Below are 17,917 nucleotides of genomic sequence, written 5' to 3'. Positions count from 1 at the left end.
CTAGATGAGTCGTAACTCCCCTTCCCCTAAAGATGATTTAACTCAATTAAAACAAAAGCTCATTCACTATAAATCGGAAATTCGGTACGTACAAAACCAATTAAAAAGCTATGAACGAGCTTTAGAACGAGAAAAAGAAAATACATTGTTTTGGAAGAAAAAACACGCTGAGACGCTTTCTACATCTGAAAAAGAAGTAGAAATTGAAGGATTAGAAAAAGAGCTGGATTTACTAAGAAACGAGCTTTCTGAACAAAAAATTATTGCAGAAGCATTTCGGGAAAAAGCCTCGAGAAAACAGCCCGTTATTGAAGAAAAGATCGTGGAAAAAGTAATCGAAAAAATTGTGGAAAAACCTGTGGAAAGGTTTGAAAAGAGTGATATTCTCTGTTTCTTTCAACATTCTATACTGCTGCCAGAACAAGATGAAAGCGAGCTGACGATATTCGGCAACGTAATTATTCAAAATCAAACGAGCAGTACTTTACGCTCTCCGGTGCTTTGCTTAAAAATGAAACCCACTGCTTCGGCTATATTAAGCGGGAAGATCATTGATGAAAAAGACATTGAAGTTTCTAGTATCCCCTCTTCTTCTTTAGAATGGCGCTATGCTCATCCAAAATGGCAGGGAAAAATTCAAAATGACGGTGAATATTGGATCAAACCTATTAAGCAAACCGTATTAAAGCCAAAAGACAAGTTACTATTTGACTCTTTTCAAATAGTCATTCCGCTGTCCTCTGATACGACTTCATTTATTCTAGAAGGCTTTTTTTATAGTGAAGAATGGCGAGAAGGCATTCCTTTTTTTAATAAAGTAGTGCTAAATTTCCCTTAATTATTAAAAGACATATTGATGTTCAATATGTCTTTTAACTCGTCCATTTATTTCATAAACGATTCTATAATTCCTGCACATCCTGCGATAGCTAAGATTGTAATGACAGGAATAGCAATATGCGGGATCGCTACATAACTAAAATAAAGCCCTACCGTACACCATATGCCCGTACACCAATAACAGCTGAGCAGCTCTCCAATCCACTTTTGCAGTCCCTTCCCTTTTATCTCTAGGTAAGTTACCGTATTTCCTTGTTCATCTTGATCTTCTACGATTTTATGAAACGGTTTACGAATAAAAGCTGTAATTTTATCAAAAACAATTAGACGAGTAAGTCGAAATGTCGCAAAGACAAATAACGTTAGATAAATCCATGTCATCTTCATTCCTCCGTGCATTCACAAACTTATGAAAATAAAAGCTAACGTGCTTCTTCACTGTTAGCTTTTAGAGTTACTTAAATTTTAACGATAGATATGGTCTGAATATCATGAAATGTCAATACTGTTTTCTCTTTATTAGGAGGAACGCTTACGTATAAACTTCCTTCTTTTAATTCTAAAATCGTTCCTATATATTTTTGGTTTTGACACGTAATTTCACAAATTGGCTGAGACATATGAGGCGGGAAGCTGCATAGAAATTCAACTTTTTCTTTAATCGTCATAGACTGAAACATTTTATTTGGCTTTTTAGTCTCTGATTGCGGTATATCCACGGGAACAATTGAACGCTCTTCTTCTTTTTCATACTTAATCTCTTCCACTTTTTCTACGTCAGGCTCTTTGACTTCTTGAATGGAAGAAAAGCTGGGCTCTTCTTTTAACACATGCTCTTTCTCTATTCCTTTATTGTCTTGCTGTTTTGAGCTAAAATAATATTGCATAGAACGCTGATTTTGCGTAGCGTTTGGCTGGACAATGTACATTAGCGGCTCGTTTTCTTCTGACTTAGATTTTGAGTTAGTCATGAAGCATACCTCCAATTGCTTGTTATCGTTCTTTTAAAAATGTATGCTTGAACACGGAAAAACTTGTTTATTTTTTTCCGGTAGCCTTTTTAACACCAAAAGCAGCGCTGTACTTTTTTTCCAGCATTTGAGAAAACACAATAAAAGAGGTTGAGACATAACGAAATTAATTCAATCTAAAGACGCACAAATGGGACACATGAGCTGAACCGCTTGTCACACCGCAACAAAAAAACGAACCACTAATCAAAAATCTTGATCAGTGGTTCGTTTTTTACTTGAGCTAAAATACTTTTGTCCCAGCCTCTTCCCCTCACTCAATAAGGTAGAAACCTACACCTATCTAGATACCTTTATCTAATTTTATACTCAAGAAGCATACGCAATTCATTCACATACGAACGAGACCCCGTTACAATCAAACGATCATCAAATTCAAGCTCTGTATCGCCATGAGGTACAATGGAATCTTTGCCTCTAAAGATTCGAACAAAAATCACATCTCCTGTAAATGGGAACTTACGAAGCTCTATCCCCTCGTATTTAAGGTTACGCATATTAATTTGATAAAGCGCTGTTTCTTGATTCGTTAAGATATTTAAAATATTTGGCGACTCGATTAAAGCTTTTAGCAATGCAGTCGTAGATAACAGCACAGAAAAAACTTCAATGTTATTTTCTTTCATCTTTTCATCTAATACAGGACTTTCTACGCGAGCAATAACCCTTTCTGTACCGTATTCTTTTGCAAATAGAGCAATGTCGCTATTTCTCTCTTCTTCCCCTGTTGTTACAACTAATACATCCGCATCTAAAATCCCCATACGTATTAAAGTTTCCTTACTATATCCATCGATGTCGACGATATTAAAAATGGAATCCGACGTACGGTTTTCAATTTTGTCCTGAGTAGGATGATAAATGGTAACATCATATAAATCAAGATCCATTTCTCGAATAACCGGGAGTGTAAATTGATTTGCACCAAGCATATTAACCTTCAGCTTTCTGTCACTGATTTCTGGCTTTGGAAACAGCTTTCTAAAGATAATAGGTGTAATAATACATGTAATAATCGCCACCAAAATCAGCGCACCGGACATTTGTGAATCAATAACACCAATATTTTCACCAACCGTTGCTGCCGCAATAACGAGTGATAAAGTCGATGTTAAAAGAAAGCCCGATGCCAAAACGGTTTTCATATCATACCATTTTCTTAAGATTAACGCTGGGACTAGCTTGGATATTAATAATGCAATGAATAATAAAGGCATTAAAATCAGCACTTTTTTATCACTGAACAATGACCAAACGTCAAGCTTCACTCCTACCATCACAAAAAAGATAGGAATTAAAAATCCGTAGCCAAACGAATCTAATTTATGAACTAAGTTTTTGTTAGGCGCAAGAAGAGAAACGAGTGATCCCGCTAAAAAAGCGCCTAAAATGTTTTCAACGCCAATTGACTCCGAAAGGCCCACTAGAATAATAATGAGTGCAAATACGGCGCGCGTGTCGATTTGAATTGTACCTTTAGACATTGTCTCAAGAAACGATCGGTTTTTAAACTGCTTCCCTATGAAGTATAAAATCACTCCTACTCCAAATAAAATTAAAATCAACCATGTATTACTATTTCCTGATTTATCATAGACGGAAGCAAATACGGCTAGTAAAATCATCGTGACTAAGTCCGCAATAACCGCAATCAATAAAATGGTTTGTCCAATCGGCTTTTTCATAATCTGTGCATCTTTTAAGGTCGGCACTACTACTCCTAGTGAAATGGTAGAAATAATAAGCGTCATCAAAAAGGCGTTATCAATAAAACCTGTCCATACAAAAACATAGGACAAAAATAGTGAAACCGCAAAGATAGCTGCAAACACTAGTATAGAAATGGAAAAAGCATTTGGCACCTTCGCTCCTGATACCTTTTTGTCTTTTGAATTTCCTCCAGCAAAAGCAGAAAAATCAATTTCTAAACCACTTAAAAACATCAAAAAGATAAAGCCTAGAGTGGAAAGTGTTTCAAGCCACATATCCTGCTCCACAAGGTCAAAACCACTTTTCCCTATAATTAATCCCATAATAATTTCAGCTACGACTACAGGTATAATGTTAAGTTTAAACCGATGCAACAGTATAGGCGTTAAAAAGGCCAAACTAATGACGATAACAAGTGATGTAAAGGACGCGTGCTGTTCCATTAGATTCCCCTCCTTTTACCTTCGCTATTTATAAAACGAAGACATTAGTATTCTAAAATTAAAGGTTAATCATAAAAGCTTGAAGGTTCTCTGTCAACTATATGAACTGATAATGAAAATCCGACATGATTACTCATGTCGAATTCTAAAGTCCCTTCATTACTTTAAATAACTCATAAATGTTGTCGCTAGACCGAAGTAAATTAAAATACTGATAAGATCATTGATCGTTGTAATAAATGGTCCTGATGCGACTGCAGGGTCAATTTTGAACCTGTGCATGAGAAGCGGGATAAACGCTCCTGCTAGGGTAGCCACAATCAATGTTGAAAATACAGAGACGCCTACCAAAGCGCCTAAAATAAGATCTCCTTGCCAAATATAAACAATTAACACAACTAAAAGTCCACATGATGCGCCCGTAATCATTCCGGTAGCTGCTTCTCGGATTAACAGCTTAAATTTGCTTTCTTCTTCGATCTCTCCCGTCGCCAGTCCGCGAACCGCAACGGCTAGTGCCTGTGTTCCTGTATTACCGGCCATACCGCCAATCAAAGGGATAAATACAGCTAAAATAGCTACTTGATTCAACGTATCTTCAAAACGTCCAATTAAACTCGCTGTCATCATTCCTAAAAACAGCAAAATGATAAGCCAAGGCAGCCTCTTTTTGGCCGCTACTAAAGGATTGTGGTCAATTGTATCATCTACATCACTAATACCGGCTAATTTAGAATAGTCATCCGATGCCTCTTCATCAAGAACATCCATCACATCATCAACCGTAATAATCCCGAGAAGATGCTGCTGAAAATCAACAACTGGAAGCGCAAGAAAGTTGTAATCGCGCATAATACGCGCAACTTCTTCTTGGTCTTCTGCTACTGACACGGATACGACTCGTTCATTCATAACTTCGCTTATCATCGTATCTTCATCTGCTATAATTAAATCACGAAGAGAAATAACACCTGCTAGATGCTTTTGTTCATCAATAACAAATACATAATAAATCGTTTCCGCTTCTGGAGCTTCCCTGCGTAGAATGTGCATGGCTGAATGTACAGTTTGATTTTCACGAATGGCCACAAATTCAGTCGTCATAATACTTCCAGCGGTATATTCCTCGTAATGAAGCAGCTCTTTAATTTCATCCGCTGCTTCTTCATCCATAATCGTTAAATAGCTCGCCACTTGTTCTTTATCCAATTCATTTAATACGTCAACGGCATCATCCGCCGACATTTTCGACAGCATGTCCGCTGCAAAATTGGGATGCATCTCTGAGAGAATTTCTTGATAATCTTCTTCTCGTATCTCTACATTTTCAAAGATATCCGCCATTTCTTCCGGAGATAACATCTCGTACAGCGCAAATCTAGAAGGCTCATCTAATTCTTCAAAAAATTGAGCTTGGTCATACGTATGCATATGTAAAAATTCTTCACGAAATGCATCGATTTCATTTTTTTCTAAAAGTGATAATAAATGTTCGGCGAACCATGCCTTTTCTTCTTTTTCAATTGAATCTGTCATGTCTTCAACCTCCCTGTCGCACAAAACTCATTTAACTTTATGATGAATTTTGTTTTTTTTCAACTCACAGCTCTTTACTCTTTTCCCAATATTATATAAGTTCTACACATAGTTTGCTCCATATAAGGGTAATTTTATATCGTCAAAGGAAAAACCTTTTAAGGATGTGGATAAAAGATGAAAGTAGATATAATAGGCGATATCCATGGGTGCTATGATGAATTAAAAGCGTTAACAGAAAAACTTGGGTATGAGTGGCAAGACGGGATTCCTGTCCACTCTGACGGACGGCGCCTTGGATTTGTAGGTGATTTAACAGACCGAGGACCTCATTCACTAAAAGTGATTGAGCTCGTATGGTCACTTGTAATAAAGCATCAGCAAGCTTACTACTGTCCAGGCAATCACTGCAATAAGCTATATCGCTTCTTTTGCGGTAACAAAGTGCAAATTACTCATGGGTTAGAAACGACCGTTGCTGAGTACGAAGCTTTACCTTCAAGAGAACAGAAATTCATTAAGAAAAAATTCATTGAGCTTTATGAACAATCACCTCTATATGTGCAGCTTGATCAAAACCAATTAATTATTGCTCACGCCGGTCTTAAAGCTGAATACATCGGCAGAACGGATAAAAAAGTAAAAACCTTTGTGCTATACGGAGACATTACGGGTGAAAAACATCTAAACGGCATGCCTGTCCGACGGGATTGGGCCCAACATTATAACGGAAAACCGTTTATCGTGTATGGGCATACACCCGTAGTAAAAGCCAGAAAAATTCATAATACCATTAATATTGATACAGGCGCAGTTTTTGGAGGGGCTTTAACGGCGTTTCAGTATCCTGAAAGGAATATTATATCGGTGCCTTCATCTATGCCTTATGTAGAGGAAAAATTTAATCACTTCGTGTAAAAAGAAAGTCGCTTTTCATTAAAAAAAGCGACTTTCTTTTACGATTTGAAGTTTCTGCATATCTGGCGGCAAAGGTGCTGTAAAAGACAAAGTTTTTTGTAAAAAAGGATGAAAAAAAGTGAGCTCATAGCTGTGAAGAGCTTGACGAGAAATAAGATGATTCGTTCCGCCATATAAGGTATCTCCAAGCAGTGGATATCCTTTATAAGCCATATGAACACGAATTTGGTGAGTTCTCCCCGTCTCAAGCGAAAGAGCAACTTCTGTAAAAGAAGAATACTGACGCAGCGCCGTATAGTGTGTAATAGCAAACTGCCCATCTTCTCTTACTTCCCGTTCGATGATACTTGACTCTTTTCGGCCAATCGGTGCCTCTATCGTTTCTTTGCCAACAAGCTTACCATGAACAAAAGCTCGGTATACGCGTTTAATTTCATGTTCTTTTTGTGCTTTAGAGAATAAGTAATGAACGTGCCTATGTTTAGCGACAATAAGCAGCCCAGATGTGTCTCGGTCCAACCTATTTACAAGATGAACAGTCGAGTTAATGTTATTTTTCTCATAATAATAGAGCACAGCATTACTTAGTGACCACGTTAGATGTTCTCGAGAAGGTATACTTGGCATGTTTGGCTGCTTATTCAAAACTACTATATACTCATCTTCGTATACAATATCCAAAGGTATAGCTTTAGGAAGAAGACTTTCACTTGCTTTTTCTGGTGGAAACGCCACCTTGATTTCGTCACCTTTTTGCAGAATATATCGAACCGTTGCATGCTTTCCATTTACTTCAATTGCTCCTCCTCTGAACTTAATGTCCGTCAGAGAAGCTTTGGAAATATCATGTTCTTTTAAAAATTCACGAACCGCTACACCCTCGAAAGAATTATCTACGGTCCAACTCAACGTAAAAACTTGTTTCATTCTCTTCCCTGCCTTTAATCATCACATACAAAAGAGTCTCTGACACGCTGCCAGAAAGGAAACGCACGAAAGCGAGCAAATCGAATTTTTTCGCTTGCTACCCGAAATTGAATCGACTTTACATCTTTATGTAAAAGAGTTAAATGATCAATGGTAATTTGAAAGTCTGCGTCGTTCACAGGCTTTAACAGCGCTGTATGATGTCCAGGAAGAACCAATGGAGAACCTATCGTACGGAACACTCGATTGTTAATAGAAGCCATTTCAGCAATTTGAATAGCTTGAAGCGAAGGATGTAAAATCGCGCCTCCAAGGGATTTGTTGTAAGCTGTACTTCCCGAGGGAGTGGATACGCAAAGGCCGTCTCCTCGGAAGGTCTCAAATCGCTGCCCTTTAATTTCCACATCCATCACTAAAGAACCTTCTACACTTTTTACTGTACATTCATTCAGAGCTAAGTATCGAGCTTCGCGTCCACCGTTTGTATAGCGAATAATCACTTCCAGCAGTGGATACTCTACAGTCTGATAGGGTGTCTTTGCAATAGCAATCACCAGCTTCTCAATCTCATCAGGTGTCCAATCTGCGTAAAAGCCTAAATGGCCGGTATGAACCCCAATAAAAGCCGTCTTGTCAAGTCGGTTTCGATAGCGGTGAAACGCGTAGAGAAGCGTTCCATCCCCTCCTACTGACACTACAATATCAGGCTGGTTTTCATCATATTCTAAATGAAAATCTAATAAATACGTTTTCATTTTTTGCATAAGCGTATTTGATATTTGGTTGCCTTTTGATGTAATAGCAAATTTTATTTTCTCCACCTAATTCTCTCCCCCTATCCATCCAATGTACAAAGCTGTTGCTGAGTCATACCTAAGATTCTTCCGCCGATTCTTTTTTTCGTGAGAAAATAGCCTGAGCTTCTTGAATCTCACCTCGTATTTGAGACATTTCTTCATCGAGCTGAGTAGCCGCTTCAGAAGCACGCTGAAGTCGCTTTTTGATATTCTCAGGAAATTTCCCGCTGTACTTATAATTTAAAGAATGCTCAATTGTAGCCCAAAAATTCATAGCCAGTGTACGAATTTGAATTTCCACTAAAATTTTCTTTTCACCTTTAATTGTTTGAACAGGATAACATACGACCACATGATATGAACGATAGCCGCTTTCTTTTTTATGAAGAATATAATCTCTTTCTTCAATCAATTCAAAGTCTGTTCGCTGACGTAGGAGCTCTACGACCGCTTTAATATCGTCCGTAAATTGACACATCATACGGAGTCCCGCAATGTCCTGCATCTCTTCCTCTAAGCGATCGAGAGAAATTCCTTTTCGAGTCGCTTTATCCAAAATACTGGCGATAGGCTTTACTCGTCCCGTCACGAATTCAATAGGTGAATGCGTAGACTTCATATCATACTGTGAACGAATTCCCTTTAATTTCACCTTAAGTTCTTCAACGGCTTGTTTATACGGTGCTAAAAATAAATCCCAATGCCTGATCATTAATAACACCCCCCTTTTTTCTCTCTATTACTTATTTTCTTTATCTAAAAAAACTTCCTCTACTCGTGCTACCATCTCGTCTCCATAATTCACATTTCCTTCGATGTTACTGATGAGATAAGATAGCTCTTCTTTAACGGCTGATAGCTCAATTACTTTCTTATTAATTTCTAAAAATACTTTCATATCTTTATGTAAGACGTGCTTTAAATTTGCCCAAATATTATCACTAAGGCCAACATACATAAATTGATCATTAATATCTACAACATATACAAATGACATGTTATCTGAATCAACAAGCATTTGTTTTGTATCTTCCAATTGTTCAATTTCCGTCTCAATAGGGTCTGCTTTTAAATGTAATTCATTTGATTTCATCACACAGGTAGTGATGTCAATTCGATTGTGCATAAATAAACTCCTTCCAACTATACAATTCGTTACTATTTTAACACATTCCAGGAACGTTTAATAAAGGTAAAACCTAAACAATCCGTATTTCTTCATTTTCCAAGTTCCCCATATGGATATTCCTGTTAGGAAATGTAGTTTGACTGTCTCAAAAAGTGTGATAAATTAAGATGGAAAGTGCCTTACCAAAAGACCTAAATTAAAAGGATGATTTCATTGAAACAAGAAATTGAAATTGAATTTAAAAATATAGTAACGAAAGAAGAGTTTGATCGTCTCCGCTCACACTTTCAACTAACTGAAGATCAGTTTGTTTCTCAAGAAAACCACTATTTTGATACACCTTCTTTCTCATTAAAAGACTGCGGGGCTGCCCTGCGAATTCGAAGCAAAAAGGATAAGTCCGTTCTCACGCTCAAACAGCCTCATCAAGAGGGTCTTTTAGAAACACATGAAGCCTTAACAAATGAACAAGCTAAAGAATTGCTAGATGGCAGCGCCAAGATTCCGTCAACAATTCAACAGCTTATTACTGATTTACAAGTCGATAGCCATGCGCTAACTTATTTTGGCACTTTGCGTACAAGTCGAGCAGAAATTCCATATAAAAACGGGTTACTTGTACTCGATCATAGCTTTTATCTAGGTGCTGAGGATTATGAACTTGAATACGAAGTAACCGATGCCAATGAAGGAGCAAAATGTTTTGAGCAATTGCTTACGGAGCTTGATATTAAAAAGAAACCAACGGAAAACAAAATTCGACGATTTTACAAGCGAAAGTATACGTTAATGGATGGAGAATAAATTCATGAGCATGAATATTAACAATTACATGTCTTCCGTTCAATTTCCTGGAACTCAGCCATTTTCAGTTAACAACCAGATGCCAACAGCTAACGTGATGCTTGGTACAACTTTACTCTCTGTATTTGCTCAGCTTTTTCAAGACTACGTCAATCAAGAGCCTCAAATGAGTACCAATCTTTACTTGAAGGCAGCGCAGATGTTTCCATCTACGGCGGTTCAAATGCAGTCCGAGCCATCTGTTTCTTCCTCAAGTAAGGCAGCGGCTTCAAATGCTGCCTTACCTGCACAAAAAAATGAAACGGCAAAGGCCAGTTCTCAGGATGTACAAACGATAATTACAGAAGCAGCTGCACGCTACCAGCTGGATCCTAAACTTATTCGTTCTGTTATTAAACAAGAATCAAACTTTAATCCATCTGCCAAAAGTTCTGTAGGAGCGGCTGGGCTTATGCAGCTAATGCCAGCAACCGCTAAAGCTCTTGGTGTAGAAGATCCGTACGACTCCAAGCAAAATGTATTTGGAGGAGCCAAATATCTTCGACAAATGTTAGATAAATACAACGGAAATGTGAAATTAGCGTTGGCGGCCTATAATGCTGGACCAGGTAATGTCGATAGATACGGCGGAGTACCCCCTTTTCAAGAAACGCAAAAATATATAAATAAAATTATGTCTTCTTATCTTGTGTAAATGAACAAAATCATTCGCCACTCGAACATGGAATGGCTGTAGTTTGTCGAGGTTACACTATATAAATAGAAGGAAACGTTTGTGAAAGTATTCCTTTGTTTCTCATAATTAGTGATTCGCCACAGCATCATAGACTTTTCTTATGTAGAATTCCACTTTATCTCTTTTCCAGTAGAAGAAGTAAGCGGATAGTTTGAGTTAACGAAATGACACTGCTAAAATTAAGGAAAGTAAAAAACACCAAAGAGTTAAGACGTATATTTCTTATAACAAAGGAGTTATCAACATGAGAGAAAAAATCCACTCCCCTTACGAATTATTAGGCGGTGAACATACGATTTCAAAACTTGTTGATGCTTTTTATACACGCGTTGGACAACATCCTGAGCTCGCGCCAATTTTTCCTGATGATTTAACAGAAACAGCACGAAAGCAAAAGCAATTTCTGACACAATATTTAGGAGGGCCTTCGTTATACACTGAAGAGCATGGTCACCCTATGCTGAGAGCTAGGCATCTTCCTTTTGAAATTACACCGTCAAGAGCCAAAGCCTGGCTGACGTGTATGCATGAAGCAATGGACGAAATTAATTTAGAAGGCCCTGAGAGAGATGAACTTTATCATCGTCTTATTTTAACTGCCCAACACATGATTAATTCACCGGAACAGACAGATGAGAAAGGATTTTCACATTGAGTAATCTAAATAGCCAATACCCATCCTTGCATCAGCTTTGTCAAGGTTCAAATAAAAAGCCGCTTGAAATCTATGTATTTGTTGACCCTCTTTGCCCGGAATGCTGGGCACTCGAGCCTATTCTAAAGAAGTTACAAATAGAATACGGTCAGCTGTTATCCCTCAAGCATGTGCTTGGCGGAAACTTACAGCAATTAAATATTGGAGCACAGCAAAAATTTGAACATATTGCAAAATCGTGGGAGAAAACTGGAAGCCGCTCCGGTATGTCATGTGACGGCAATCTGTGGCTTGAAAACCCAATCGATACTCCTTACGCTGCATCAATTGCGATTAAAGCGGCCGGTCTGCAAGGAAAGAAACAGGGCATTCGCTTTTTGAGAAGACTTCAAGAAGTAGTATTTTTAGAAAAACAAAATGTTACAGAAGAATCTGTCTTAATACAATGTGCAAAACATGTGGGGCTAGATGTTGATGAATTTGTAAAAGATTTGCATTCAGATTACGCTGCGAAGGCCTTTCAATGTGATTTAAAAATCACGTCGGAAATGGATGTCGATGAGATTCCAACTCTTGTGTTCTTCAACGAAAAAGTTGAAGAAGAAGGCATTAAGATATCAGGATACTATTCGTACGAAACATATGTACACATCATTAAAGAGATGTTAGAAATTGACCCAGATCCAGCTTGTCTTCCGCCTCTTCGTTCATTTTTAAGCTACTTTCAATTTGTTGCTTCAAAAGAAGTTGCAGTTGTGTATGGTTTATCATTAGAAGAGGCTGAAAAAGAATTGAAAAAACTTCAGCTTCAGCAAGTCGTTGAGAGAGTTCCTGTCAAATACGGAACCTTTTGGAGAAGTACTGAAAAGAGCTGTTAATCATTAAATGTTGATGCTTATCCTAAGCATCAACTAAACAAAAAAGACTTGGCTTTCGCCAAGTCTTTTCGTTTGTCTTAAGACAACAAGGGGATGGGAGAAATTTTTCACGGTCAAACAAAGGGGTATATGTTTGTTTTGTGATAAACTTCACGATTAATACTATAGCAAATTATGTCGACTTTTGGCAACCCCTTTTTTCAATTTTATTCACTTTTTTATAAAAAAACTTCATAAACAGCCAGATTCACTCATATAGTACAACCAATTATGCTTTTAATAGAGGTGTTAACTATGAAAATTGCTGGAATTACTCTAGGGGTTGTTATTCTTTTGGTTTCTTTTTTATTCTATATTTTATCTCTTATGCAGCTTGTTCCTCTCATTATCGCAGGCCCTCTCTTATTTTTAGCTATCCTTATTATTTTTACATTGCTTAACAATCACAACAAATTTCGAGGATTTAAAAAATGAAGCAGGATACAGCTCCTGCTTCATTTTAATTTTATTGATTTAATAAACGTTCCATTTCCGTTAATTTCTCTTCAAATACGGCTAGCGCTTCTTCAATAGGCTGAGATGTTGTCATGTCTACTCCTGCTTTTTTCAACACTTCAATTGGATAATCAGAGCTTCCTGACTTTAAGAAACCTACATAGCGCTCAACAGCTCCATCTCCTTCTTCAAGGATTTGCTTGCTTAATGCCGCTGCTGCACTGAACCCTGTAGCATATTGATAAACGTAGTAATTGTAATAGAAATGCGGAATACGAGCCCATTCTAATCCAATCTCTTCGTCAATTACTAAGTTGTCTCCAAAATACTTTTTATTTAAGTCATAATATAATTTTGTTAATAATTCAGGTGTAAGCGGCTCTCCGTTTTGAGCACGCACGTGCACATCGTGCTCAAATTCAGCAAACATCGTTTGACGGAATACCGTACCGCGGAATCCTTCTAGATAATGGTTAAGCAAGTACAAGCGCTGCTTTTCATCATCAATCGTTTTTAGTAAATAATCGTTTAGAAGCGCTTCATTACACGTTGAAGCTACTTCTGCCACAAAGATTGAATAATCTCCGTAAGGATATGGCTGCGTTTTTCTTGTGTAATAACTGTGTACAGAATGGCCAAATTCATGGGCTAGTGTAAACAAGTTATTTACATTATCCTGCCAGTTCATTAAGATATAAGGATTGGTGCCGTACGTTCCTGAAGAATAAGCACCGCTTCGCTTGCCTTTGTTCTCATGAACGTCTACCCAACGGTTTTCAAATCCTTCTTTTAACACGTTAAGGTAGTCTTCACCTAGTGGTTTCAGACCTTTTAAAATATAATCTTTTGCTTCTTCATAGGTTACTTCCATTTTTACGTCTTTTACTAAAGGCGTATAGAGATCATACATATGAAGTTCTTCAATTCCCAATACTTTCTTACGTAAATCAATATATCGATGCAATAAATGCAAGTTATCGTTCACTGTTTTAACTAAGTTATCGTATACTTCTTCTGGAATGTTATTTGTGCTAAGAGCTGAGTGACGAGCTGAATTATAGTGACGAACGCGGGCGCTAAAATTATCTTTCTTCACCGTGCCGCTTAATGTACTTGCAAACGTATTTTTAAATTTACCGTACGTTTCGTACACCGCTTTAAACGCTTCTTCTCGTACGCGGCGATCGCTGCTTTCTAGGAAACGAATATAGCGCCCGTGCGTAATTTCTACTTCTTCTCCATTTTCATCTTTAATGGAAGGAAATTCTAAATCTGCATTGTTTAACATTCCAAACGTGTTGCTTGAAGATCCTAGCACTTCAGAAGCCTGAGCAAGAAGCGCTTCTTCGCTTTCTGATAAAATGTGCGGACGCTCGCGAGTAATTTCATCTAATGCATGAGCATATAACTTTAGCTCTTTATGTTCCGCCATGTATTGTTTAATTTTTGATTCTTCAATAGACAAAATTTCTGGTGTTACATACGATAATGCACTTGCAATTTGGGTATAAAGTGTTTTGATACGATCATTTAACCCTTGATAAAAAGAGTTAGTGGTATCTTGATCGTAGCGCATATGAGCATATGTATAAAGTTTACTAACGCGCATTGTGAGCTCGTCTTGCTCTTGAAGAGCGTCGTATAAAGTTTGAGCGGACTCTCCAAGTTTCCCTTTGAATTTTTCCATTTGCGGAATAAGAGCTTTTACTTCTTCAAATTCTTTTTCCCATGCGTCATCTGAAGCAAAAATATCCTCTAGTTTCCACGTATCTTCTACTTTTATCTCGCTTCTACTTGGTAACTTTTTTACTTTTGATTGTTCACTCATGGTCATCCCTCCATCTTTTTCTACCTGTCTATAACTGTTCGCTTTTTCTAAGGCGAATCCTTTTTATTTCTTTCGTTATTGTATGTTGTTTTAAAAGAATTAATCAAAAGTCAGTACGCTTTTGAAAAAAGGATTCTTTCTTAAGCGTACTGATTTTCAGTGATTATGTCACTTCTTTTGCTTGATTTAACCACCTTTTCATCATTTGTCCATCCTCTAAAAAAGCATCAGATGTTTGCTTTGGAATCGTATAGGGCCTTCTGATTTTGTATACCCCAGAAGTTATATACGTTAGCATCCCTAGCCGGCCTAATACCTCTATATACTCAAACAGGGGCTGTTCCACAGCAACAGGGGCCATCGGCAAAGAACGAAATACAATATGCCTTTTATGAATTCTGTAGAGCCATAGCCGGCATAACTCTTTTTCTGTAACTAAATCCCCTACTTGCTTCTGCTGCATTAAATCGAGAAGCAGCCACGTTTGCCATATAGTAGCAGACGTTTCAACCATGTATAAAGAAGGCAGCGGCATGCCTGCTTCTGCTGGAATATGGGAGGGAGGAATATTATTTTCATAAAGAGCGTGTAAAAAAGGCTGAAGCTTCTGATTAGGATAGAGGACATAATGCGTTCTCCATGCCTTCTTTTTCTTTATCCATGAAGAGAAAAATTGAGGTTGTGTATGTGTAGAAAAAAGATCATGAAAGGTATGCTCGTGAGGAGAGAGCACGACAAGCTGTGCATAACAAATCTGAGATGAAAAAGGAATAAGATGTTCAAGTTTCAACAGTTGATTAGTAGAAGGTGAAAAATAAAGAAGTGTGGGCGTATAATCGGAAAGAGTAAGAAACTGCCACTCTTGAAAAGAAAGTTGATACATATAAGTGGATAAGCGCTTCATTCTTTTTGCCCCCATAATCCAAAGGGGCATATAATTTCCTTTCTCATAATGAATAGAACGTTTGGTTAGCACTGAGGAAGATAAGGAAGCACATTGAAATTCGATTGCATATTTTTGCGAGGGCGTATCTACAAGAAGATCTGGGCGCTGCATGATGTCAGGAAGATAACTTTCTAACTCGACTTCAAGATGAGAACTAAACCAGTGAAACAGCTTTCTTTTTCCGTCGAGATGATAATCTGTTTCACCTTCATGCTGAGCGATGCACGTTTTTTTCAGGTGAGCAAAATGAGAGATTTTTTTTGTACCTACCTTTAACTGTACAGGGGATTGACAAGAGGGACAGTAGAACTGCTTTTCTTTTTTCCACAGCTTAAGCTGTTCAAGTGAAAAGCGCTGAGCTAGTGAAATGAGGCCTTCTTCTGTTTGGGCAACTAACAATCGTACATTTCTCCTTCCTATAGTAGCGAGCTATATCCTTGTATTCGACACCTTTCTACTAAACCCTTTTCTTTCAGAAAAAAACCACATTACAGCATACGCAATGTGGTTTACAGCGATCATAATAGCGGTGAAAGCAAACGGGCTGTTGATTCAAATAGCCGCTGTATAAATGGCCGCTTTTCAAAGTCTTTAAAGTGAAGCTCACTCGTTTCTTCTAAATCTTGCATATATTCATATACGAGCTTTTGAGTACTAGCTGTGCGATATAAAAAAGCATTTACTTCAAAATTCAAATGAAAGCTTCTCATGTCCATGTTAGCTGTTCCAATAGAGGCAATTTCTCTATCAACAATCACAATCTTGCTATGCATAAATCCTTTTTTATACTCGTAAATTTTCACACCTGCTTCTAGCAGCTCCGGAAAATAAGAGCGTGATGCATGAAAAACAATTTTTTTATCGGGCTTCTGAGGTACAAGAAGCCTTACATCTATACCGCTTAGAGCAGCTACTTTGAGGGAAGTAAAAATATCTTCATCAGGTATGAAGTAAGGAGAAGCAATCCAAATGGACTCTTTTGCAGACGTAATCATCGAAAAAAATAAGTGTTTGATAATTTCCCACTCACGGTCTGGTCCGCCAGCAATCATTTGCACACCGCCGCACTTTTCCATATTAATATCAATTAAATCCGGCGATAGATACGTTTGAGTAAGCATCGTCTGACCTGTCATATAATACCAGTCTTGCAAGAAAATAAGCTGCAATGAACGTACTGCCTCACCCTTCACCATCAAATGGGTATCTCTCCAAAAGCCAAAATGCCGACTTTTCCCAAGATATTCATCACCAATGTTCAAACCTCCTACAAATCCAATTGTTCCATCAATGACTACAATTTTACGATGATTACGGAAGTTGATTTTATTATTGAGAAATGGAAGTCTGACCGGCAAGAACGGAATCATTTCTACGCCCGCGTTTCTTAACTCGTGAATATAATGCGGTGAAAGCTGAAAACTGCCCACGGCATCATACAAGAAACGTACATAAACTCCTTCTTGTACCTTCTGAATTAAAATATCTTTAATTTGTTCTCCTAAGTGATCATGTCGTACGATGTAATACTCTAAGTGGATATGATGCCTTGCATGCTTTAATGATTCCATAATTTCGTGAAACGTCTCTTTTCCATTCGTCAATGCGCGCGTATCTGATGAAAAAGAAATTGGACTCTTGCCAAGCCTAACGGCTAGCTTCAGCATTTGCTTTCTACTGGTGCCCAACTGTTCAAAGTGATTTTCTAATATACCGGAATCTCTTTCCATCTTTAAAAGCACCTGTTCATCCAGCTTTGCTTTTTTAGCAAATAAACGCCGTTTTCGCGTATTGCGTCCAAATAACAAATAAAAAAAGAACCCTATTACCGGGAAACCGCCTAATACTACGAGCCACGTTAGCGTTTGAGTTGGATGACGGTTTTCTAATGAAATAACAAGACCGATGAAAACAACACTAATCGTAATTAAGATACTTAGCACGCCAATAAATTTACCGTCCCAATACCCTTTTGTAAAATAAAGCAAAGCAATAATACCAATAACAAAAATTAAAAGCTGTAATCTATTTTTCAACTTGTTTTCACCTATCCTAAAACCAATCTTTCATCATTCACAACAGGTCTCTATACCGTTATTATCCTCAAACTTGTTATTTTGACACTACACTTTCCCGTGTAGAAAGCAGCCGCCTGCTTTTTCCACCTATATTGTTCGATATGAGCGGAGAGCATTTCCAAAAAAGAGGGCAAAACAAAGACCGATTTCATATACATGAAATCGG

18 protein-coding genes are annotated in these 17,917 nt (G+C 37.7%); 7 read left to right on the top strand and 11 right to left on the bottom strand.

The features are described 5' to 3' along the window. The first annotated feature begins 4 nt into the window (after positions 1–4). Positions 5–838, top strand: coding sequence for an OmpH family outer membrane protein (locus tag ACN6NE_RS14660; RefSeq protein WP_474325763.1), 834 nt, complete (start codon positions 5–7; stop codon positions 836–838). Between the two features lie 47 nt (positions 839–885). Here ACN6NE_RS14660 and ACN6NE_RS14655 read toward each other — a convergent pair whose 3' ends face one another. The 4 genes from ACN6NE_RS14655 to mgtE form a co-directional block, all read right to left on the bottom strand. Continuing rightward, entirely contained in the window at positions 886–1,221 is a 336-nt protein-coding gene (locus tag ACN6NE_RS14655) for a DUF1360 domain-containing protein (protein ID WP_474325762.1), read from the bottom strand. Between the two features lie 77 nt (positions 1,222–1,298). Continuing rightward, a complete protein-coding gene (locus tag ACN6NE_RS14650) occupies positions 1,299–1,811 on the bottom strand; it encodes a CotO family spore coat protein (protein WP_129706279.1) in 513 nt (170 codons plus the stop codon). A 353-nt stretch (positions 1,812–2,164) separates the two neighbouring features. Further along, positions 2,165–4,024, bottom strand: a complete 1,860-nt coding sequence (locus tag ACN6NE_RS14645) for a monovalent cation:proton antiporter family protein (protein ID WP_474325760.1) — start codon at positions 4,022–4,024, stop codon at positions 2,165–2,167. Between the two features lie 159 nt (positions 4,025–4,183). Continuing rightward, a complete protein-coding gene (mgtE, locus tag ACN6NE_RS14640; RefSeq protein ID WP_013081775.1) occupies positions 4,184–5,560 on the bottom strand; it encodes a magnesium transporter in 1,377 nt (458 codons plus the stop codon). A 177-nt stretch (positions 5,561–5,737) separates the two neighbouring features. Here mgtE and prpE point away from each other — a divergent pair, with 177 nt between their 5' ends. Then, complete coding sequence (gene prpE / locus ACN6NE_RS14635; protein ID WP_025749875.1) at positions 5,738–6,478, top strand: bis(5'-nucleosyl)-tetraphosphatase PrpE; 741 nt, start codon at positions 5,738–5,740, stop codon at positions 6,476–6,478. An 18-nt stretch (positions 6,479–6,496) separates the two neighbouring features. Here the strand turns inward: prpE and ACN6NE_RS14630 are convergent, their stop codons facing one another. The 4 genes from ACN6NE_RS14630 to ACN6NE_RS14615 form a co-directional block, all read right to left on the bottom strand. After that, the gene (locus ACN6NE_RS14630; RefSeq protein WP_474325758.1) at positions 6,497–7,405 is read right to left on the bottom strand and encodes an RluA family pseudouridine synthase; all 909 of its coding nucleotides are present in this window, start codon (positions 7,403–7,405) and stop codon (positions 6,497–6,499) included. Positions 7,406–7,419: 14 nt separating this feature from the next. Next, entirely contained in the window at positions 7,420–8,217 is a 798-nt protein-coding gene (locus tag ACN6NE_RS14625; protein ID WP_025749877.1) for an NAD kinase, read from the bottom strand. A gap of 61 nt (positions 8,218–8,278) precedes the next feature. After that, on the bottom strand, positions 8,279–8,914 hold the full coding sequence (yjbM, locus tag ACN6NE_RS14620; protein ID WP_014461566.1) for a GTP diphosphokinase: 636 nt from the start codon (positions 8,912–8,914) through the stop codon (positions 8,279–8,281). A 27-nt stretch (positions 8,915–8,941) separates the two neighbouring features. After that, the gene (locus ACN6NE_RS14615) at positions 8,942–9,328 is read right to left on the bottom strand and encodes a UPF0738 family protein (protein ID WP_013055436.1); all 387 of its coding nucleotides are present in this window, start codon (positions 9,326–9,328) and stop codon (positions 8,942–8,944) included. 216 nt (positions 9,329–9,544) lie between these two features. Here ACN6NE_RS14615 and ACN6NE_RS14610 point away from each other — a divergent pair, with 216 nt between their 5' ends. The 5 genes from ACN6NE_RS14610 (at position 9,545) to ACN6NE_RS14590 (ending at position 12,878) form a co-directional block, all read left to right on the top strand. After that, positions 9,545–10,135, top strand: coding sequence for a CYTH domain-containing protein (locus ACN6NE_RS14610; RefSeq protein ID WP_129706273.1), 591 nt, complete (start codon positions 9,545–9,547; stop codon positions 10,133–10,135). A 4-nt stretch (positions 10,136–10,139) separates the two neighbouring features. Continuing rightward, on the top strand, positions 10,140–10,829 hold the full coding sequence (locus ACN6NE_RS14605; RefSeq protein ID WP_474325756.1) for a lytic transglycosylase domain-containing protein: 690 nt from the start codon (positions 10,140–10,142) through the stop codon (positions 10,827–10,829). A gap of 286 nt (positions 10,830–11,115) precedes the next feature. Next, positions 11,116–11,526 (top strand): globin domain-containing protein, encoded by a 411-nt coding sequence (locus ACN6NE_RS14600; protein ID WP_013055433.1) that lies wholly within the window; start codon positions 11,116–11,118, stop codon positions 11,524–11,526. Between the two features lie 26 nt (positions 11,527–11,552). Continuing rightward, positions 11,553–12,404, top strand: coding sequence for a ClpXP adapter SpxH family protein (locus ACN6NE_RS14595; protein ID WP_013081767.1), 852 nt, complete (start codon positions 11,553–11,555; stop codon positions 12,402–12,404). Between the two features lie 294 nt (positions 12,405–12,698). Continuing rightward, positions 12,699–12,878 (top strand): hypothetical protein, encoded by a 180-nt coding sequence (locus ACN6NE_RS14590; protein WP_013055431.1) that lies wholly within the window; start codon positions 12,699–12,701, stop codon positions 12,876–12,878. Positions 12,879–12,909: 31 nt separating this feature from the next. Here the strand turns inward: ACN6NE_RS14590 and pepF are convergent, their stop codons facing one another. The 3 genes from pepF to cls all read right to left on the bottom strand — a co-directional run bounded on the left by pepF (position 12,910) and on the right by cls (position 17,709). Then, the gene (pepF, locus tag ACN6NE_RS14585) at positions 12,910–14,727 is read right to left on the bottom strand and encodes an oligoendopeptidase F (RefSeq protein ID WP_474325755.1); all 1,818 of its coding nucleotides are present in this window, start codon (positions 14,725–14,727) and stop codon (positions 12,910–12,912) included. Positions 14,728–14,890: 163 nt separating this feature from the next. After that, a complete protein-coding gene (locus ACN6NE_RS14580) occupies positions 14,891–16,072 on the bottom strand; it encodes a competence protein CoiA (protein WP_474325753.1) in 1,182 nt (393 codons plus the stop codon). A gap of 119 nt (positions 16,073–16,191) precedes the next feature. Next, positions 16,192–17,709 carry a cardiolipin synthase gene (gene cls / locus ACN6NE_RS14575; RefSeq protein ID WP_129706265.1) on the bottom strand — a complete coding sequence of 506 codons (1,518 nt, stop codon included), beginning with the start codon at positions 17,707–17,709 and terminating at the stop codon, positions 16,192–16,194. Positions 17,710–17,917 lie beyond the last annotated feature (208 nt).

The sequence above is a fragment of the Priestia sp. 53B2 genome, assembly GCF_056099005.1.
Note: the sequence above shows the minus strand (reverse complement) of the source record. Positions and strands in the feature narration are given on the sequence as shown.

What these genes read in the sequence shown, in the direction of transcription:
- ACN6NE_RS14660 (WP_474325763.1), top strand. Translation starts at nt 5, where the DNA reads ATGAGTCGTAACTCCCCTTCCCCTAAAGATGATTTAACTCAATTAAAA.
- ACN6NE_RS14655 (WP_474325762.1), bottom strand. Translation starts at nt 1,221, where the DNA reads ATGACATGGATTTATCTAACGTTATTTGTCTTTGCGACATTTCGACTT.
- ACN6NE_RS14650 (WP_129706279.1), bottom strand. Translation starts at nt 1,811, where the DNA reads ATGACTAACTCAAAATCTAAGTCAGAAGAAAACGAGCCGCTAATGTAC.
- ACN6NE_RS14645 (WP_474325760.1), bottom strand. Translation starts at nt 4,024, where the DNA reads ATGGAACAGCACGCGTCCTTTACATCACTTGTTATCGTCATTAGTTTG.
- mgtE (WP_013081775.1), bottom strand. Translation starts at nt 5,560, where the DNA reads ATGACAGATTCAATTGAAAAAGAAGAAAAGGCATGGTTCGCCGAACAT.
- prpE (WP_025749875.1), top strand. Translation starts at nt 5,738, where the DNA reads ATGAAAGTAGATATAATAGGCGATATCCATGGGTGCTATGATGAATTA.
- ACN6NE_RS14630 (WP_474325758.1), bottom strand. Translation starts at nt 7,405, where the DNA reads ATGAAACAAGTTTTTACGTTGAGTTGGACCGTAGATAATTCTTTCGAG.
- yjbM (WP_014461566.1), bottom strand. Translation starts at nt 8,914, where the DNA reads ATGATCAGGCATTGGGATTTATTTTTAGCACCGTATAAACAAGCCGTT.
- ACN6NE_RS14615 (WP_013055436.1), bottom strand. Translation starts at nt 9,328, where the DNA reads ATGCACAATCGAATTGACATCACTACCTGTGTGATGAAATCAAATGAA.
- ACN6NE_RS14605 (WP_474325756.1), top strand. Translation starts at nt 10,140, where the DNA reads ATGAGCATGAATATTAACAATTACATGTCTTCCGTTCAATTTCCTGGA.
- ACN6NE_RS14600 (WP_013055433.1), top strand. Translation starts at nt 11,116, where the DNA reads ATGAGAGAAAAAATCCACTCCCCTTACGAATTATTAGGCGGTGAACAT.
- ACN6NE_RS14590 (WP_013055431.1), top strand. Translation starts at nt 12,699, where the DNA reads ATGAAAATTGCTGGAATTACTCTAGGGGTTGTTATTCTTTTGGTTTCT.
- pepF (WP_474325755.1), bottom strand. Translation starts at nt 14,727, where the DNA reads ATGAGTGAACAATCAAAAGTAAAAAAGTTACCAAGTAGAAGCGAGATA.